General features: G+C 36.3%; 15 protein-coding genes. 11 read left to right on the top strand and 4 right to left on the bottom strand.

Annotation, left to right across the window (positions count from 1 at the left end):
* Positions 1 to 89: 89 nt before the first annotated feature.
* Together ilvM and ilvG are read right to left on the bottom strand one after the other, a co-directional pair.
* Positions 90 to 329 (bottom strand): acetolactate synthase 2 small subunit, encoded by a 240-nt coding sequence (gene ilvM, locus ACM9HF_RS12935; protein ID WP_077339880.1) that lies wholly within the window; start codon positions 327 to 329, stop codon positions 90 to 92.
* Entirely contained in the window at positions 330 to 1,994 is a 1,665-nt protein-coding gene (gene ilvG, locus ACM9HF_RS12930) for an acetolactate synthase 2 catalytic subunit (protein ID WP_473609115.1), read from the bottom strand.
* 591 nt (positions 1,995 to 2,585) lie between these two features.
* Between ilvG and ACM9HF_RS12925 the strand changes: the two genes are divergently transcribed.
* Positions 2,586 to 4,112, top strand: coding sequence for a YifB family Mg chelatase-like AAA ATPase (locus ACM9HF_RS12925; protein WP_473609111.1), 1,527 nt, complete (start codon positions 2,586 to 2,588; stop codon positions 4,110 to 4,112).
* 16 nt (positions 4,113 to 4,128) lie between these two features.
* Here ACM9HF_RS12925 and ilvY read toward each other — a convergent pair whose 3' ends face one another.
* Positions 4,129 to 5,007: an HTH-type transcriptional activator IlvY gene (gene ilvY, locus ACM9HF_RS12920; RefSeq protein WP_077339886.1), complete on the bottom strand. Its 879-nt coding sequence runs from the start codon at positions 5,005 to 5,007 to the stop codon at positions 4,129 to 4,131.
* Between the two features lie 221 nt (positions 5,008 to 5,228).
* Between ilvY and ilvC the strand changes: the two genes are divergently transcribed.
* The 10 genes from ilvC (at position 5,229) to ACM9HF_RS12870 (ending at position 16,339) form a co-directional block, all read left to right on the top strand.
* Positions 5,229 to 6,707 (top strand): ketol-acid reductoisomerase, encoded by a 1,479-nt coding sequence (gene ilvC, locus ACM9HF_RS12915; RefSeq protein WP_473609106.1) that lies wholly within the window; start codon positions 5,229 to 5,231, stop codon positions 6,705 to 6,707.
* A gap of 124 nt (positions 6,708 to 6,831) precedes the next feature.
* On the top strand, positions 6,832 to 7,590 hold the full coding sequence (locus ACM9HF_RS12910) for a sulfite exporter TauE/SafE family protein (RefSeq protein ID WP_473609102.1): 759 nt from the start codon (positions 6,832 to 6,834) through the stop codon (positions 7,588 to 7,590).
* A 71-nt stretch (positions 7,591 to 7,661) separates the two neighbouring features.
* Positions 7,662 to 7,979, top strand: a complete 318-nt coding sequence (ppnP, locus tag ACM9HF_RS12905; RefSeq protein WP_077339892.1) for a pyrimidine/purine nucleoside phosphorylase — start codon at positions 7,662 to 7,664, stop codon at positions 7,977 to 7,979.
* 212 nt (positions 7,980 to 8,191) lie between these two features.
* Complete coding sequence (locus ACM9HF_RS12900; protein WP_473609096.1) at positions 8,192 to 9,538, top strand: hypothetical protein; 1,347 nt, start codon at positions 8,192 to 8,194, stop codon at positions 9,536 to 9,538.
* Positions 9,539 to 9,737: 199 nt separating this feature from the next.
* Complete coding sequence (locus tag ACM9HF_RS12895) at positions 9,738 to 10,439, top strand: RDD family protein (protein WP_473609093.1); 702 nt, start codon at positions 9,738 to 9,740, stop codon at positions 10,437 to 10,439.
* Positions 10,436 to 11,392, top strand: a complete 957-nt coding sequence (locus tag ACM9HF_RS12890; RefSeq protein WP_473609091.1) for a stage II sporulation protein M — start codon at positions 10,436 to 10,438, stop codon at positions 11,390 to 11,392. The genes ACM9HF_RS12895 and ACM9HF_RS12890 overlap by 4 nt, the downstream gene beginning before the upstream one ends.
* Positions 11,379 to 12,899, top strand: a complete 1,521-nt coding sequence (locus ACM9HF_RS12885; protein WP_473609085.1) for a hypothetical protein — start codon at positions 11,379 to 11,381, stop codon at positions 12,897 to 12,899. Before ACM9HF_RS12890 ends, ACM9HF_RS12885 begins: the two co-directional genes overlap by 14 nt.
* Positions 12,892 to 14,040, top strand: coding sequence for a hypothetical protein (locus ACM9HF_RS12880; protein WP_473609081.1), 1,149 nt, complete (start codon positions 12,892 to 12,894; stop codon positions 14,038 to 14,040). The genes ACM9HF_RS12885 and ACM9HF_RS12880 overlap by 8 nt, the downstream gene beginning before the upstream one ends.
* Entirely contained in the window at positions 14,037 to 15,014 is a 978-nt protein-coding gene (locus ACM9HF_RS12875) for an AAA family ATPase (RefSeq protein WP_473609077.1), read from the top strand. The genes ACM9HF_RS12880 and ACM9HF_RS12875 overlap by 4 nt, the downstream gene beginning before the upstream one ends.
* Entirely contained in the window at positions 15,011 to 16,339 is a 1,329-nt protein-coding gene (locus tag ACM9HF_RS12870; RefSeq protein WP_473609074.1) for a DUF58 domain-containing protein, read from the top strand. The genes ACM9HF_RS12875 and ACM9HF_RS12870 overlap by 4 nt, the downstream gene beginning before the upstream one ends.
* Positions 16,340 to 16,442: 103 nt before the next feature.
* On the opposite strand, the gene ACM9HF_RS12865 is transcribed toward ACM9HF_RS12870, so the two are convergent.
* The gene (locus tag ACM9HF_RS12865; RefSeq protein WP_473609070.1) at positions 16,443 to 16,934 is read right to left on the bottom strand and encodes a DUF4234 domain-containing protein; all 492 of its coding nucleotides are present in this window, start codon (positions 16,932 to 16,934) and stop codon (positions 16,443 to 16,445) included.
* Positions 16,935 to 17,257: the final 323 nt, after the last annotated feature.

Here is a 17,257-nt window from a genome sequence, read left to right as displayed (position 1 = left end):
AAGTATTTTTAAAGTTTATATTTATTCTTATAAGCTTGTTAAATGATGTAATGCTTATGCAGTGAGTTAATATTAACGTTCAGTATTTATTACGTATTATTGTCAACACTGACGCTTTTTATATCGATTAATTTATTAATTTGATCAACTAATAACTCAATAGGTCGTTCACTTTTTACCATTAAGTGAATTGTACCTATATTGGTGCCTGTATTTACATCTGCACTAATACCATCAATTAAAAATCCACGGTAGCGAGTTACTTGTAAAATGCGCTCTAATACCACTTGTTTGTCATCAACGGTGATGGTTAATTGGTAATTATTCACTTATATACTCTCCATCATTTTGTCGTTGGCTGTATTGGGTGGTACTAGTGGCCAAACATTATCTTCTGCATCAATTTTAATTTTTAATAAGTAAGCGCCATCGTGATCTAACATTTCAGCGACTGCCGCACTTACTTCACTTTTCTTAGTAATTTCTTTTGCTTTAATATCAAAAGCATTAGCTAGCATAATAAAATCAGGGTTATCTGATAAGTCAGTTTCACTTAAACGGCCGTTAAAGAACAAGTCTTGCCATTGTCTTACCATACCTAACTTAGCGTTATCGATGAGTAATATTTTTACGGGTAACTGGAAGCGTTTAATGGTTGCTAATTCTTGTACGTTCATCATAAATGAACCGTCACCCGAAACAGCAATAACACAATCTGTAGGTCGACTAACTTGTGCACCAATAGCAGCAGGTAAGCCAAAACCCATTGTGCCCATACCACCACTGGTTAAAAAGTCGCTTGGGTCGTTAAATAACATGTGTTGTGCAGCCCACATTTGGTGCTGGCCAACATCCGTAGTTACACAAGTATTTTTAGGCATAGTGTCGCTAATTTCTTTTAATACTGCTGGCGCGTATATGTTTTCGCCAGGGTGATCGTATCTCCAACCATTATCAGCTTTACTTTGTTGACATTGTTTCTGCCAGTTTGTAATCGATAATGGTATAGCTAACGCGGGTAGGTTAATTTTTAAATCACCTAATATCGCTGAATCAGCTTTACGACGTTTGTTGATTTCTGCGGTATCAATATCAAAATGAATAACTTTAGCATTAGGTGCAAACTCATCAAGTTTACCTGTTACACGGTCATCAAAACGAGCTCCTACAACAACCAATAAATCTGACTCTTGTACAGCAAGGTTAGAAGCCTTAGTACCATGCATACCTAGCATGCCTAAGTAATTATCGTTTTCAGGATCAATCGCGCCTAAACCTTTGAGGGTTGAAACACATGGCATACCTGTTTTGTTACAAAACTCTCTTAATTCATCAATGGCATTTGCCATACCAACACCGCCACCTACGTATAAAATAGGCTTTTTAGCTTTACTTAATAAACTGATTGCGTTCGTAACATCTACTGGAGGAAGTTTTACTTTATTTGGCAATTGCGATATATCATTTAGGCTACAATTGATTTCAGCTAATTGAATATCCTTAGGGATATCAACTAAAACTGGACCTTGACGGCCTTCAAGTGCGATAGCAAATGCTTGGTGAAGTACAGAAGCTAAATCATTAATATCAGTAACTTGGAAAGAGTGTTTCGTACACGCAAGCGATAAACCAAATACATCAATCTCTTGGAATGCATCTGAGCCCATTGCTGAGGTAGGTACTTGGCCTGTAATTGCTACAATTGGAATTGAATCTGCTAAGGCATCAGCAAGACCTGTAATTAGGTTAGTAGCACCAGGACCTGAGGTTGCCATACAAACCCCCACTTTGTCTGATGCACGAGCATAACCTACCGCAGCAAATGCCGCACCTTGTTCATGTCTACATAAATAATGTTCAACTTCGCTATCATACAAAGCATCATAAATAGGCATGATGGCACCACCAGGGTAGCCAAATACGTGTTTTACACCGTGTTCTTGTAAAACGGCAAATAATAATGAACCACCTGTGTGCTTTTGATCGCTAGCCATGTTTTTTAATCTATTCAAATAGTATTCACTTACATATTTTATCTATCGAATTATTGTCTTACTTACTCATCCGATAAGATAAATTTAAGTGAATATTGTTTGAATAGTATTCTCCAGTGTTAGTTTGAATTAAAGGTTATTTCACGTTTAATGAGCATTATATTGATAACGCTAAAACGATAAAGACCCCCGGTTCTTTCGAAGCGAGGGTCTGTTTATCTGTATGTTGCTTTATTTTAGCTCAACGAAAACCCCTGCGACGATTTAATAATCACCACGACGAGAAGGTTAATAATCACTGAGTTTAGTATTTGCATGTTTATTTAATTTTCTTGAATAATTGTTTATGCATTTCATTATGAAATAAAGCAGCCTATTTAAATTAGTACCATAGCTTACTGGCTTTGAGCAAGCTTTTAATTAGAGCTTTTTGAAATACACACTGGTTGATCTGTTATATACCCGTTTCTAAACTAGCCTTTTTTATGCGTATGAAAAACACATTGAAAGAGTGAATATTAAACAGTTGTTGTTGCTTTTTTGTTAAATGAGTAAACTGGATCAGAACAGAATAATAAAAAAGGATTTTATATGTCGCTTGCTTGTGTTTATAGCCGTGCTCGTTTTGGTCTTGAATCACCTTTGGTGACCGTTGAAGTACATTTAGCTAATGGTTTACCCGCCTTTAATATTGTTGGCTTGCCTGAAACTTCGGTTCGAGAATCTAAAGATCGCGTTCGTAGCGCTATTATCAATTGTGGATACGAGTTTCCAGCCAAAAGAATCACCATAAATTTAGCTCCAGCAGATTTACCCAAAGAAGGTGGTCGTTTTGATTTACCTATCGCGATAGGTATTCTTGCCGCTTCAGAGCAATTGCCAGCTGTTGATTTATCTGATTATGAATTTGCTGGCGAGTTATCGTTGTCGGGGGAGTTACGATCTATTATCGGTGAAATCCCTATGGCGATGGCAAGCTGCGAAAGTAAACGTACTTTAATTATTCCTAAAGCAAACGCAGAGCAAGCCAGTTGGGTTAAACAAGCAAAAATTCACGCGATAGATCACTTAACACAGCTTTATCCCCATTTTTCTCGTCAAATCACATTACCTTTGGTTGAAGAAAAAGAGCTCGCTTGTGCTCAATCAGTAAAAGCTGCACTCGATATGGCTGATGTAATTGGCCAGCCATTAGCCAAAAGGGCATTAGAAATTGCTGCTAGTGGTGCTCATAATCTACTTTTTGTGGGGCCACCGGGCACAGGAAAAACCATGTTAGCCAGTCGATTGCCCGGTATTTTGCCACCCATGACAGAGAAAGAAGCGCTAGAAGCTGCTTCTATTCAATCGATATGTCATCAAAATATTGATGATAGCTCTTGGCTAACAAGGCCTTTTCGAGCGCCACATCACACAGCATCGTCAGCGGCATTAGTCGGAGGAGGTAGCCAACCTCAACCCGGTGAAATCTCTTTAGCTCACAATGGTGTTTTATTTTTAGATGAGCTGCCAGAATTTGAAAGAAAAGTTTTAGATGTGCTTAGAGAGCCTATGGAATCAGGCGAAGTGTGTATTTCAAGAGCGCTGCAAAAGCAAACCTTTCCAGCAAAATTTCAGTTGATTGCGGCGATGAACCCAAGCCCAACAGGATTTTATAACGATAATCGCAGTACACCTGAACAAGTATTACGTTACCTAAATCGTTTATCAGGTCCATTTTTAGATCGCATTGATATTCAAATTGAAGTAGCGCGTTTACCACGAGGTATGTGGGCTCAAAATGAACAAAAAAGTGAATCAAGCGAAACGATTCGAGCGCGAGTTGTTTTGTGTCGAGACATACAAATAGCTCGCCAAGGCATTGCAAATGCACATTTAGGTAGTGCAGAAGTTCGTCAGTATTGTAAATTAAATACGCAAGATAACGAATTTTTAGAGCTAGCTGTTGAAAAGTTAGGCCTGTCGACAAGAGCTCATCATAAAATTTTAAAAATAGCACGTACGTTAGCTGATATGGAAGGCATGGAAAATATTAATAATTCACATATTACAGAAGCCTTGTCATACCGAGCAATGGACCGAATAATAAAACACTTAACGCAACAAGTGAGTGTTTAGATTGACGAAATAAGTATTACAGCAAAGTATCAAAGAATGCTTTAACCAGAGGTTGTTCTTTGTTTTGATTTAAACAACATATGCCTAGTTCGAACGGTTCAATCTCGCCCGCGTTAGGCAAGTATTGTACTCGGTCTTTTACCGGACTATTCTCTACAACCACTTGCGGCACAATACCCACGCCACAACCTAAGGCGACCATACTCACCAAGGCTTCATGTCCTGAAACCGTTGCGTAAATGTTTGGCTTACCTTGTTGTTTCTTACGATACCAATATTCAAACCGTTTACGGGCTGGGCCATGTTCGGGCAAGATAATTGGAATGTTTGACCACGATAAAATATCTTCTTGAAGCAACTGCTGTACTTTACAGCTCATGGTGGGGGCTATGATCGATAACGGAATGCGAGCTACTTGATCAAAATGGAAAATACGCGTGAGACTTTCAGGCTTTGCCGCAATGGCAATATCAACCGCTTGATGTTCAAGTTGCTCAAATGCGTCGGAAGCATCACCTGTGGTTAGCATAATTTCTACTAACGGATTTTGTTCACGAAACTTATCAAGTAAAGGCGGTAAATGGCTGTATGCCGCGGTAACTGAACAGTAAATATGAATTTTCCCTTTGAGTGTCGTTTGTTTTTGCTCTAACGATAAGGTGAGTAAATGCCATTGTTCAATTTGTTGTTCAGCATAATTTTGCAGTTGTTTACCTGCTTCGGTGAGCACAACTGTGCGGTTATCGCGGTGTAAAACATCACAGCCAATTTCAGTTTCAATACGCTGAATAGAGCGACTCAGGGTTGATGGACTGACATGATAGGCTTCAGCCGTTTTACCGAAGTGTAAACTTTTAGCCAAATGGCTAAACATTTTCAGCGATTTAATATCCATCTTACCCTCAAAATAATATGACATTGAAAGAGTGTTGCATAAAACGCAACACTCTGGTGTAAATATATCACTTTAAGCAACGTGCGTCATGGCTTAATATCGCATTATGGTCAGAAACACTGACAATTTATCTGTTAATTAAATTTAACAATTATATTTATTATCACTATGCAATAGTGCTCGAGTAAACATAATGTTTACGTCGATTGAGGAGAGCAAACATGGCTAACTATTTTAATACATTAAGCTTACGTGAAAAACTAGACCAATTAGGTCAATGTCGTTTCATGAAGCGTGAAGAATTCGCAGACGGTTGTAACTTCCTTAAAGGTTGGAACATTGTAATTGTTGGTTGTGGTGCTCAAGGTTTAAACCAAGGTTTAAACATGCGCGATTCTGGCTTAAACATTTCTTATGCTTTACGTGAAGCAGCAATTGCTGAAAAACGTCAATCATGGCAGTGGGCTACAGAAAACGGTTTTACTGTTGGTACATACGACGAGTTAATTCCTACTGCTGATTTAGTATTAAACCTTACGCCTGATAAGCAACATACTTCAGCGGTAACAGCTGTTATGCCATTAATGAAAGAAGGTTCTTCTTTAGCTTATTCTCACGGTTTCAACATCGTTGAAGAAGGCATGCAAATTCGTAAAGACATTACTGTTGTAATGGTTGCTCCTAAATGTCCGGGTACTGAAGTACGTGAAGAATACAAACGTGGTTTTGGTGTTCCTACACTTATCGCTGTTCACCCTGAGAATGATCCTCAAGGTAACGGTTGGGCAATCGCTAAAGCATACGCTTCAGCAACTGGTGGTGACCGTGCTGGTGTTTTACAGTCGTCTTTCATCGCTGAAGTTAAGTCTGACCTTATGGGTGAGCAAACGATTCTTTGTGGTATGTTACAAACTGCAGCAATCTTAGGTCATAAGCAATTAGTGGCTCAAGGTGTTGACGCAGGTTACGCACGTAAATTATTACAATACGGTATTGAAGGCGTTACTGAAGGCTTAAAATATGGCGGCATCACTAACATGATGGACCGTTTATCAAACCCAGCTAAAATTAAAGCGTTTGATATGTCTTTAGAATTAAAAGAAATTTTACGTCCTTTATTCCAAAAGCATATGGATGACATTATCGAAGGTCGTTTCTCTGCTGGTATGATGGCAGATTGGGACAACGGCGATGCTAACTTATTAAAATGGCGTGAAGAAACGGCTGAAACGTCTTTTGAAAAAGCGCCTGAGTGTGATACTGAAATTACAGAGCAAGAATACTACGACAAAGGTATATTCTTAGTTGCTATGGTTAAAGCCGGTGTTGAACTAGCGTTTGAAGCTATGGTTGATTCAGGTATTATCAATGCTTCTGCATACTATGAGTCATTACACGAAACTCCGTTAATTGCGAACACTATTGCGCGTAACATGTTATACGAAATGAACGTTGTTATTTCTGATACAGCTGAGTACGGTAACTACTTATTCTCACACGCTGCTGTTCCTCTATTAGAAGAATATGCTGCTAAGTTAACGTTAGAAGAATTAGGTGAAGGCTTAAAAACTACATCTAACGGTGTTGATAACAAACGTTTAATTGAAGTTAACGAAGCAATTCGCAGCCATGAAGTTGAAGCGATTGGTAAAGAATTACGTGGCTACATGACAGACATGAAGCAAATTGTTGAAGGCTAATTAACCTTTTATAGATTGCTGAAAAAGCGGTATGTAGATAATTCTACAGCCGCTTTTTTATTGTCGTAAATAAATAGATTGTTGTACTATCCAGCCCCTATTTAAAAAGGTATGAGTGTCAGGAATGATTGAATCAGTTGATTTAGTACAAGCGGTAATACTGATTGTAATAGGCTTTTTAGCTGGTGGTATTAATACCTTTGCTGGAGGTGGATCCAATTTATCGTTGCCTGCATTAATGATGATCGGTTTACCTGCCGATGTAGCCAATGCGACAAACCGTGTTGCTATATTTATGCAATCATTAACAGCCACTCATGGTTACTATAAACATGACAAGTTAGATAAAGCCTCAATTAAAAACATTCTTGTACCTATTTTACTCGGTGGTTTGTTTGGATCTGTTGTAGCGTCTTATTTAGATGTAGATGTTTTAAAGCCTTTATTACTGGCAACCATGGTAGCAGTCTCATTATGGGTAGTTTTTAAAAGCGATACAAACAATGTAGGTGATGGCATTGTTAACTGCTCAGACAGTAAACTTGGTTTTGTTACCACCTTTATTGCAGGGTTTTATGGTGGTTTTGTTCAAGCGGGTGTTGGGTTTTTATTAATCGCTGTTTTTGTGGGTGTTTTAAAGTACGACTTATTAAAAGCAAACGCATTAAAAATTGTAGCGGCATTATTATTTACTTCAGTATCGCTAGGGGTATTTATATATAGAGATCAAGTCGCGTGGATGGCAGGCATATATTTAGCCATAGGTAGTATTTTAGGCGCGGTGGTTTCGGTTAGATTATCTATTGATATCAAACCTAAAACATTAAAGATTTTAGTCTTAATAATGACGATAGTGGCTAGTGTTGCAGCGTTATTATTATAGTGTTCAATCCATGATGATTTTTTGTAAAACTAAAATCATCATATTTTTAAATTAAATAGAAGAGAATGAAAATGAGTGAATTTAATAACGTAACCATTACTCGTGAAGCCAATGTATATTTCGACGGTAAAGTAACTTCTCGTAAAGTAACCTTTGCTGATGGTACTTTTAAAACCTTAGGCATTATGGTTGCTGGCGAATATAAATTTGGTACAGAAGAAAAAGAGCTAATGGAAATACTTGCAGGCGACTGTGAAATTTTATTACCGGGTGAAACTCAATGGCAAACGATTAACGCTGGCGGATCTTTTTACGTACCCGCTCATTCATCTTTTGAAATTAAAGCATTAACGTTAGTTGATTACTGTTGTTCTTATATTGCTGAGTAAGTAGATAATAGGTTATACATAAAATTTATTCTGCTGAATTTTAAAAAGGGAGTTATTGATTTTATTGATGCTCCCTTTTTATCAAAGGCTCTTCCAAAATACCAAAATTAACACATAGAATTGAATGTTTTTAAAAACATCTCAGGTATAATACAACCTCATTAATACATTAGGTTCTGTACCTATACGTTTTATATATCATGGAAGTTAATATGTTACGTCTCGTTTTATCATTAATCATTATTACTACTTTGTCTGCCTGTCAAAGTGATCAAGAAAATACGCCAGAAATTCAAAATGAGCAGGAGATCCTAATCCCTGAAGAAGTCGTACCTGAATTTGAGCCTCATTCTTTGTTCGCAGCGCAAAACACAAGCTCACAAACAGCAGATAACTGCACATCAATAGAACCAATTTATTTAACGGATCGTATTGAAGACTTAAATGCATTAAGCCAACAAATGTTTGCACTTGATAATATTAGTGGCGTTAACAGTTATGCTAATTTTATTACCTTAGCGCAGCTTGCTTTAACAAGTAATGCTCACACTTCAGACTTAATTGAGCAACTAGGTTTATCAGGTATTACCGAAAATGATGAGTGGCTAAATGTATTTTGTTACTTAGAAACGATAACTCCCACGAATAAATTTTCTGCGACTATTGCTGAAGATTGGTTGATACGCGATGATTTATATACTTCTCTTATTCAAAAGTTTGAAGCAAATTTTACCAGTCGTTCTATCGATCCTGCAAAAGATTTATGGCGATTATCGTTAAACAATAGCTGGGAAATAGAACTGCAGTTAACTATTGATAATGAAACACCTAAGTATGTTAATTATCAAAATACTGCTGATGCTCAACCTGAAATAGCATATGCCATCAAAATCACCGATAACATTCGCACTGTTAGTAATGAGTTTGGAGATTATTTTTCTATAACAAATGATAGCGATTATACCTTTCATATAATTATGCCTACTTTTGCGCAATACCCTTATGTTAAAAGTAATGCAGTTGATGTATTAAATGGCTTTAAAGCGTTAGAAAAAACACCACTGACTGAACTATACCTGCCTTATTTTGATGAAATAAAACATGCAGATAGCTTTATGAGTTTTTCAGGTTGGTTAAAAGAAAACTCAGTAGAGTCAATATTTGACGAAGAAAACCAAGATTTTAGCGGAATTAATCAATTCGAGACATTTCAGCTTATTAATAGCTATAACTATAATAGTTTTGAACTGAATGCTGAGGGTCATATTACTGCTGAATCTAGTAATAGCATTGACGTTAAAGCTTTATTTTATGTTGATCAAGCTTTTGAACCATCAAGTAATAGCTATAGTTTCTTTATAACTCTTGACGGAAATATGACTTTCAGTTTTTGTGAAGAAAAGAAAAACGCTGAAAGCACATGGCGCCCTTATTTTATTATTATCGAAAACACTAAAAATAAACTGATTTATAGCATTGTTACTAATGCTCATCCCGAAATTAAAGATAAAGACAGTATTTGCGTTGTAGTTGTTGATGAAGAGATTGAAGTATTTTAAGTAAAATAAACACGCGTAGACATTTTTGAAGAGTAGTATTGTAATTATTTCTACAATAGGAGCAGTTGTTTGTTAAATTTTTAACCATTTATTATTTAACAACAAAGTGTTACTTTATTTCCCACGCAAGGTTGCTAACCCTTAATATCAATTTATTATAGAGATTGATATTACTTATAGTTTTAAGATAAAAATAATAATGATGCAGTATCAAGGATTAGATAATAAGTTTTTCATCAAACTACCTGAAGGTGTAAGTATTAATCTTGTGCCTGCAGGTATTGTTGTTCGTTCGTGTGCCTACCTTTACGACTTTTTTATTCGAGTTATCGTTTTTGGCCTAGTTGCTGTCATCTTATCTTTTTTAGGAGATGCTGGCCAAGGGCTTATTCTTATTGCTTATTTTATTATTACATGGGGTTACTATATAGCCTTTGAAGCAAAGTCTGGCACTACTCCCGGTAAAAAAAGATTCAATTTAAAAGTTGTTCAAGACAATGGTTTACCCGCCACGCTGAGTAATATTATTATTCGAAATTTACTGCGCCCCGCAGATGCTTTTCCTTTTGGTTATTGCTTAGGTATTGCCACCATGAGCTTTAATAAAAGTTACAAGCGTATTGGGGATTGGAGCGCAGGTACACTCGTTATTTATCAAGAAAAGAACGTAGGAACTTTGCTGAATAGTGAGAATACAAGTCAGGAAGAACCACCAAAAATAGAGTTAGCCATTGATGAACAACAAGCTGTAATTGAATTTTCAGAACGCTGTAAAAAACTCTCTCCTGCTCGCCAAGAAGAGCTTGCTAATATATTGAGTGAAGCGTTGAACGCAAAAGATGAAGCAGCAACGAATAAATTAAAAAGTATGGCCAACTTCTATTTAGGCCAAAAAATATGAAACAAAATCAATTTGTTCAACTAAATGAAAAACGCTGGCAGCAGTTTGAAGCGTTATCAGTAAATTCAGCCGGCGAAGAGGATATGCCAGCAGAATTTGCGGTACTGTATCGTCAAGTTTGTAATGATTTAGCAACAGCAAGAACTCGCCACTATTCCCCCGCATTAATCGCTAAATTAAATGAGTTTGTTTCCACCGGACAAAGTATTTTATACCAAGGTGAAGGTATAAAAATTGGTTCGTTGTTACGGCTTTTTAAGCAGAATTTTTTTCGTTCGTTATTTGAAAACCGTTATTACCTTTGGTTATCGGTTGGTGCTTTTTATGGGCTAGCTTTGCTGGCTTATTTTTGGGTGAGGTTTGATCCTGATGCCGTGTATTATTTTCTTGATGTGGAAAGCATTAAAGACATAGAAAAAATGTATGATCCTGCCGGCTCTGTGCAAACAAAAGAAAGAAGTTCGGGATCAACCGTTTTAATGTTTGGTGTTTATATTTATAACAATATAGGTATTGCCTTTCAAATGTTTGGAGGTGGTGCTTTATTTGGTGTTGGTGCGATTTTACCTTTACTGTTTAACAGCTTTTATTTTGGCGCTATTTCGGCCCATATTGTTAATATTGGCTATGAAAGTACCTTTTTTTCGTTTGTTGTTACCCATGGCTCATTTGAACTAACCGCCATTGCTATTGCTGGAGCTGCGGGGGCCAAAATAGGTTTTAGTTTATTAATGCCAAAACAATATTCTAGGGCTTATGCCCTTAAAACGGCTGGAAGTAGCGTACTCCCGTTAATTGTGGGGGCTTTTATCATGTTATTGATTGCCGCTGTTATTGAAGCTTTCTGGTCGCCATTAGATATCCCCAATGTTTTTAAATATTCGGCAGGAGCCGTTTGCTGGTTTTATGTTTTGTTGATGTTTTATCGAGGGACAAGATATGGACATAACTAAACTCTTTTTTAATGCGCGTCAGCGCAATGCATGGCAGGTGTTCGATTTAACTCAACTTGTTGTGAAACATCATTTTATTCAATTAATGCTTATAGTGATATGTGTATACTTACCTATTGCTATCTTGTTTTCAGTTATCTTTAGCGTATCAACGGCATCATTTATTATTTGGTGGTTGAAGCCTATATTGGAGCGCCCACTATTAGATTTTCTAGCTAAGCGAAGCTTTTATCAGCCGACGAGTACTTGGTCTTCTATTTGGTCGATCAAAAAACTTAAAGTAATAGATATTATATCTATGCTAACCATCCGACGATTGAGTCCTTATAGATCTTATTTAGCCTCCATTGAACAACTTGAATTATTGCAAGGAAGTGAGCGAAAAAAACGTAAAAATATTTTGTTAAATAGAAATGATCACAAGCAAATGTTTTGGTTAATATTTTGTGTGCATATTGAGCTGATTATTGCGACCCTTTTGATGGTGGTTGTTTATAATTTTATTCCTCAGGGTGTTTCAATTGATGATCAGTTTTTTACCAGTGGAACAGCTCTTTACCAATTAGAGTTACTGTATTCTTGTTGTTATATCGCGGCGATAATGTTACTTACGCCGTATTACGTAACAGGTGGATTTTTAGGTTATTTAAATTCACGTATAGATATGGAAGGTTGGGATTTAGAGCTAACTTTTAAAGGTATTGCTGCTCGTTTTCGTCAAATTGCTGTTGTTTTAGTTATTGGGATATTGAGTTTTAGTTTACCAACACCGCCATTATCAGCGCAGGAAGTAACAACCGAGCAAGCTGATAAAGAAAAAGTGGAAGATATTGATGAAGAAACTCCGTTAAATGAGCGTAATATAAAAATAAGAAAAGAGGTTGTTGATATTTATGAACAACATCAACTTATTGAAAAAACAAATATATGGAAACCTGTGGTTGATCCTGAGGAACCTAAATTTGATTTTGAATGGTTAAAAAGCTTTTTTTCAGGACTTTCTGTAATAAGTAATGTAATTGCATATTTAATTTGGTTATTAGTCGCGACACTAATCGTTTGGATAGCATATAAGTTGTACAGTTCTGGTGGCTTTAAATGGCTTAAATTTAGCGCAGGAAACACTAAAGCGATAGAGGGCACAGTAGATCTGCCAACATTTTTGAGTAGTATTGATAATAGTGAAGGGCCTAAAGATTTACTTAAAGCCGCCCAACAAGCTAATAACAAACAGGCCTACCGAACCGCATTAATGTATTTGCTAAAGTATTCTTTTATTTATGCTCAAAATTTTTCAAATGTATTAATCACCAAATCCATGTCAGAAAAAGAATGCGAAATAGCATTACTGAAAGCTTTACCTCAGTTATTACATAAAAACTACCAACAACTTTTTCATTTGTGGATCCAGCAAGCTTGGGCGCATAAAGACGTTAATCAGCAACAAGTTGACGACGTGATTTCTGCTTTTAAAGTCATGAAGCCGGAGCAAGCACAAAATGAATAAAACTCGGGTATTGTTATTTAGCACCTTAGCTATTGTGGTTATAGCGTTAGCTTATTTCATTAGTACTGTTGAATGGAACATGGTTGAAGAAGAAATAGGTTTAACGCAAGAAGCAGGAGAAGAGCCTTTACTTGCAGCCACTTTATTTTTAGAAACCTATCAAAAAAAGCTCAAGAAACTGACAACGCAAGAATCTTTTTTACAAGCAGGTGATATTACTTTACCTAAAACATCAACGTTAGTGATTGATGAAGCAACCCTTGTTGAATACGAACAACTTATTCCTGCGTTAGTTGACTGGGTCAAAAAAGGCGGGCACTTGGTTTATACCTTGTCGTCACGGCGAGAGCAGCTTAAGTTAGAAAATAACGCAGTTATTGCGTTAACACCGGTAACAGTTAAAGACGCGGAATTTGTCGCTAACCGAAAATCTATTCTTACAACGCCGAAATCTAATGGAATAATTACTGAAAAAGAAGACTCATTCTCAATATATATTGCCCATCGTTACACGTTTGAAAACTGTAGTGGTGTTGAAGTATTGCAAGAAAATACCGAGGAAGTGCTTATTTGTGAAGAGGGGGTTGATGAGGGTTTTATCACTTTTGTACCCAGTATTAACGCCATTTCAAATGATGGTTTAAGGCATTTAGATCATGGAGAGTATTTATTATGGTTGATAGGTTCTAATGACCAACTCTTTTATTTACCTAGTACGCAAACGACTAGCTGGTTAGTGATGTTATGGCAGTGGTGCTGGCAGGTTATTGTACTAATTGCTGTATTAAGTTTATTACTTATGTGGCAATTGAGTATGCGTTTAGGTCTTGCTATTGAACCTTCGGAACATTCAAAAAATTTATTTGCTAAACATATTGAAGCCGTGGGTAATTATTTATTTAAATACCAGCACCATGAAGTACTTAAAAGCGCCCTACTTATTGATCTCGCCAATGCGGTTGAAAAAAGACAACCTAAATACAAGCAACTTAACGTGAATGAACAAGCCGATTTAATCAGCTCGTTAACCGGAAAAAACAGCCAAGACATTCATTTACTCTTATCCGAACCATTACCAGAAGATGAAAATAAAAGGATAAAGTTTATTAAGTTATTCAAAGAACTAAGGAGTTTATTGTGATTGAAGCAACACCAGAACTAACTATCGAAGAAGCCTTTAATCAGGTAACTCAATTAAAAAGCAGTATTGCTAGCGTATTAATTGGCCAAGACACCATAATAGAAAATGTACTTACGGTATTATTTTCTGGCGGTCATATTTTATTAGAAGGTGTGCCAGGACTAGGAAAAACCTTATTAGTAAGAGCCTTAGCGCAAAGTTTATCTGTCGACTTTTCGCGTGTGCAATTTACACCTGATCTTATGCCTTCTGACGTACTTGGGCATAGCTTATATGATTTAAAAACGGGTGAATTTATTATTAAAAAAGGCCCTGCTCACACCAATTTGTTATTGGCAGATGAAATTAACCGTGCGCCAGCAAAAACACAATCAGCGTTATTAGAAGTGATGCAAGAGCAGCAAATAACGATTGATGGTGAAAGCCAATTATTAAGCTCTCCTTTTATGGTATTGGCAACACAAAACCCATTAGATCAAGAAGGTACTTACCCACTTCCTGAAGCTGAGCTTGATCGTTTTATGATGAAGGTCAATTTAGATTATCCATTAAAAGACGATGAAATAACGTTATTAAAATTAAATACCGAACAACGAAGCCATGAGCTAAATACTAATAACTTACCGCAATTAATGAATGCTGATGTTATTGAAAAAATCAAAGTATTAGCCACTCAAGTTACGGTAGACGAACAAATTTATCATTACGCGGTAGATATCGTCACTAAAACTAGAAACTGGCATGGCATCATTCATGGAGCAGGTGTACGGGCAAGTATCAACTTAATTAAAGCAGCCAAAGTAACAGCATTAATGAATGGCCGTGATTTTGTTGTACCTGACGATATAAAAGTGGTTGCTAAAAATGTATTAAGACATCGATTAATTTTATCGGCAGATGTTGAGTTGGAAGGTATAACTCAAGATCAAACGATTGACGATCTACTAAAATCGATTGAAGCACCTCGCGTATGAAGCGAATAGCTTTTAAACCCTCCTATACGCTTATTAAAGTTATAGGCGTTTTAATTACACTGTTTATTACGGTGAAAGCGTTAGGTAGTGATGAAACTAGCTATCTAAGTTTTATCGACGCATGTGCACTTTTAATTACGTTGTTTTGTATTGTCGATTTTAGTCAAAGTAGAAAACCTCCTCAGTTAAGCATTACCCGTTTAGCAAGCAATAAACTAAGCTTTAATCGCTGGCATAGTATTGAATATATTATTGAGAATAACAGTAATAGCCAATATGCATTATCAATTAGAGAGCATGTAGGTCAACAGTTTCAATTGGCAGGTTTACCTAACATTGTTCATATCTTTGCGAATCAAAAAGCTACTGTGCGTTTTAAATTAAAATCAACGCAGCGAGGGCAAGCTATAGTCGGTCCTATCGAGTTTTGCTTAACTTCACCAGCACGATTATGGCAAAGCTATTGGTTAGTGAACGATACCATTACCGTTAAAACTTACCCTGATTTTGAGCGTTTAAAACAGCAAAGTCTTAACGGTGTGCAAAACCAACCAATTAATGGTTTAAAGCAAATGAAAAAGCGTGGTGGTGGCACTGAATTTCATCAATTACGTGAATTTCGTCAAGGCGACAGTATTAGGCAAATTGATTGGCAAGCTACCAGTAAACGACAAAAACTTATTGCCAAAGAATATCAAGAAGAGCAAAACCAGCATGTTGTGGTGATGCTTGATGCGGGGAATAAAATGAATATAGAAACCGCTATAGGTTCACATTTTGATGCGGCATTAAACGCATTGCTTATGCTTAGTCACACGGTCTTAAAACAAGGTGATTGGTTTAGTATGCAAAGCTTTAATCAAAAAGAACGTTGGTTACCTGCGGTTAAAGGCGCACAGAATGTATCTCGAGTTATGAACCATTTTTATGATTTGCACCCTGATGAAACCACAAGTGATTACCAACAAGCGGTAACCCATTTACTAAAAAAACGCAGTAAACGCGCGCTCGTTTTGATGGTAACTACGCTAAACGATCAAAGTATTGAAGAGTTATTACCTGCACTGAAAAACTTACAGCGGCACCATCTTGTTGCTTTAGTGAATATTGAAAATGTTGCCTTAACAGAAACGGTATCTGCTGATATTGAAACGCTAAGCGAAGCCCATAGGTACTGCGCTGCTATTGATTTACAAAATATTTATCGTAAAAACCTAAACCGGCTCCGAAAAGAAAATATTATTTGTGTTAATAGCCAACCCGAACATTTATTACCGCAAGTGATTAACACCTATTTAAGTGTAAAACATGCAGGGCTGTTGTAACCCAATACCATTAATAAACAAACTAGTGTTGAGAAATGGAAAACGAGATACAAAAAAAGAGCCATCAGGCTCTTTTTTATTAAGTTGAATAACCTAGTTCAAATTATTCTCTTTGATTGTCAATTGCTTCGTTAATTTTGTATTGGAAGTAAAGGATATTAAAGAAAAATGTTTTAATTGGACCTATTTTTACTTTCTCTTTAGTTCCTTCGTTTATCACTTCTGTTATAGCGCTTCTAAGGGAGTATATAGCCACATAAAATGCAACCAATGAAATAAGCGATAGAGCAAGGCTAACGTTAACCAAAGTAAAACCGTATAATACAACATTAGAAAAGATGCTAGCAGCTATGTAAATATACATTCCTATAACATTAGCTTTAGCTACTTTAGATAGAGTATTTATCTTATTAACTCGAGTAAACATCCAATAAATAAGATATATACCAAATGTTATAATTGATAACCCAAAAACCCCCCACGCTGAAAAACGTTTCATTTGTAAAATAGGTTTATCTGTCGAGGGGGTTGATAAATCAGCTTTAGGTGCTTCAAAAGCATTTTCTGTTTCAGGTGTTATTTCTGTATCTGACATGTGTTATTCCTTTTTTTATAGTATATTTTTCTTCCGATTAGGAATTCTATCAGAATATTCTTTTGTATAGAAAAGAAATAAAAAAAAATCGTAAATATTAATTAACCTAAACTCGGCTTAACAAATACTGCTCTAGCAGCTATTTTTTCTAATTTCAGCGTTAAATTTACTTGCAATAGACCAGCTAATGACGCGAAACTTGCCTTGAATTAAGAAAAACTATCAAGCTAGAGACTCAATAAAAATATTTTTTGTTATATTTCAATTTCGTTAAATATCTTTTAACCCGAGTTCAGGTTAATTACGGGCTTCTATTAAGTCAC

The organism is Colwellia sp. RE-S-Sl-9 (assembly GCF_048296855.1).
Lineage (GTDB): Bacteria > Pseudomonadota > Gammaproteobacteria > Enterobacterales > Alteromonadaceae > Pseudocolwellia.
Note: the sequence above shows the minus strand (reverse complement) of the source record. Positions and strands in the feature narration are given on the sequence as shown.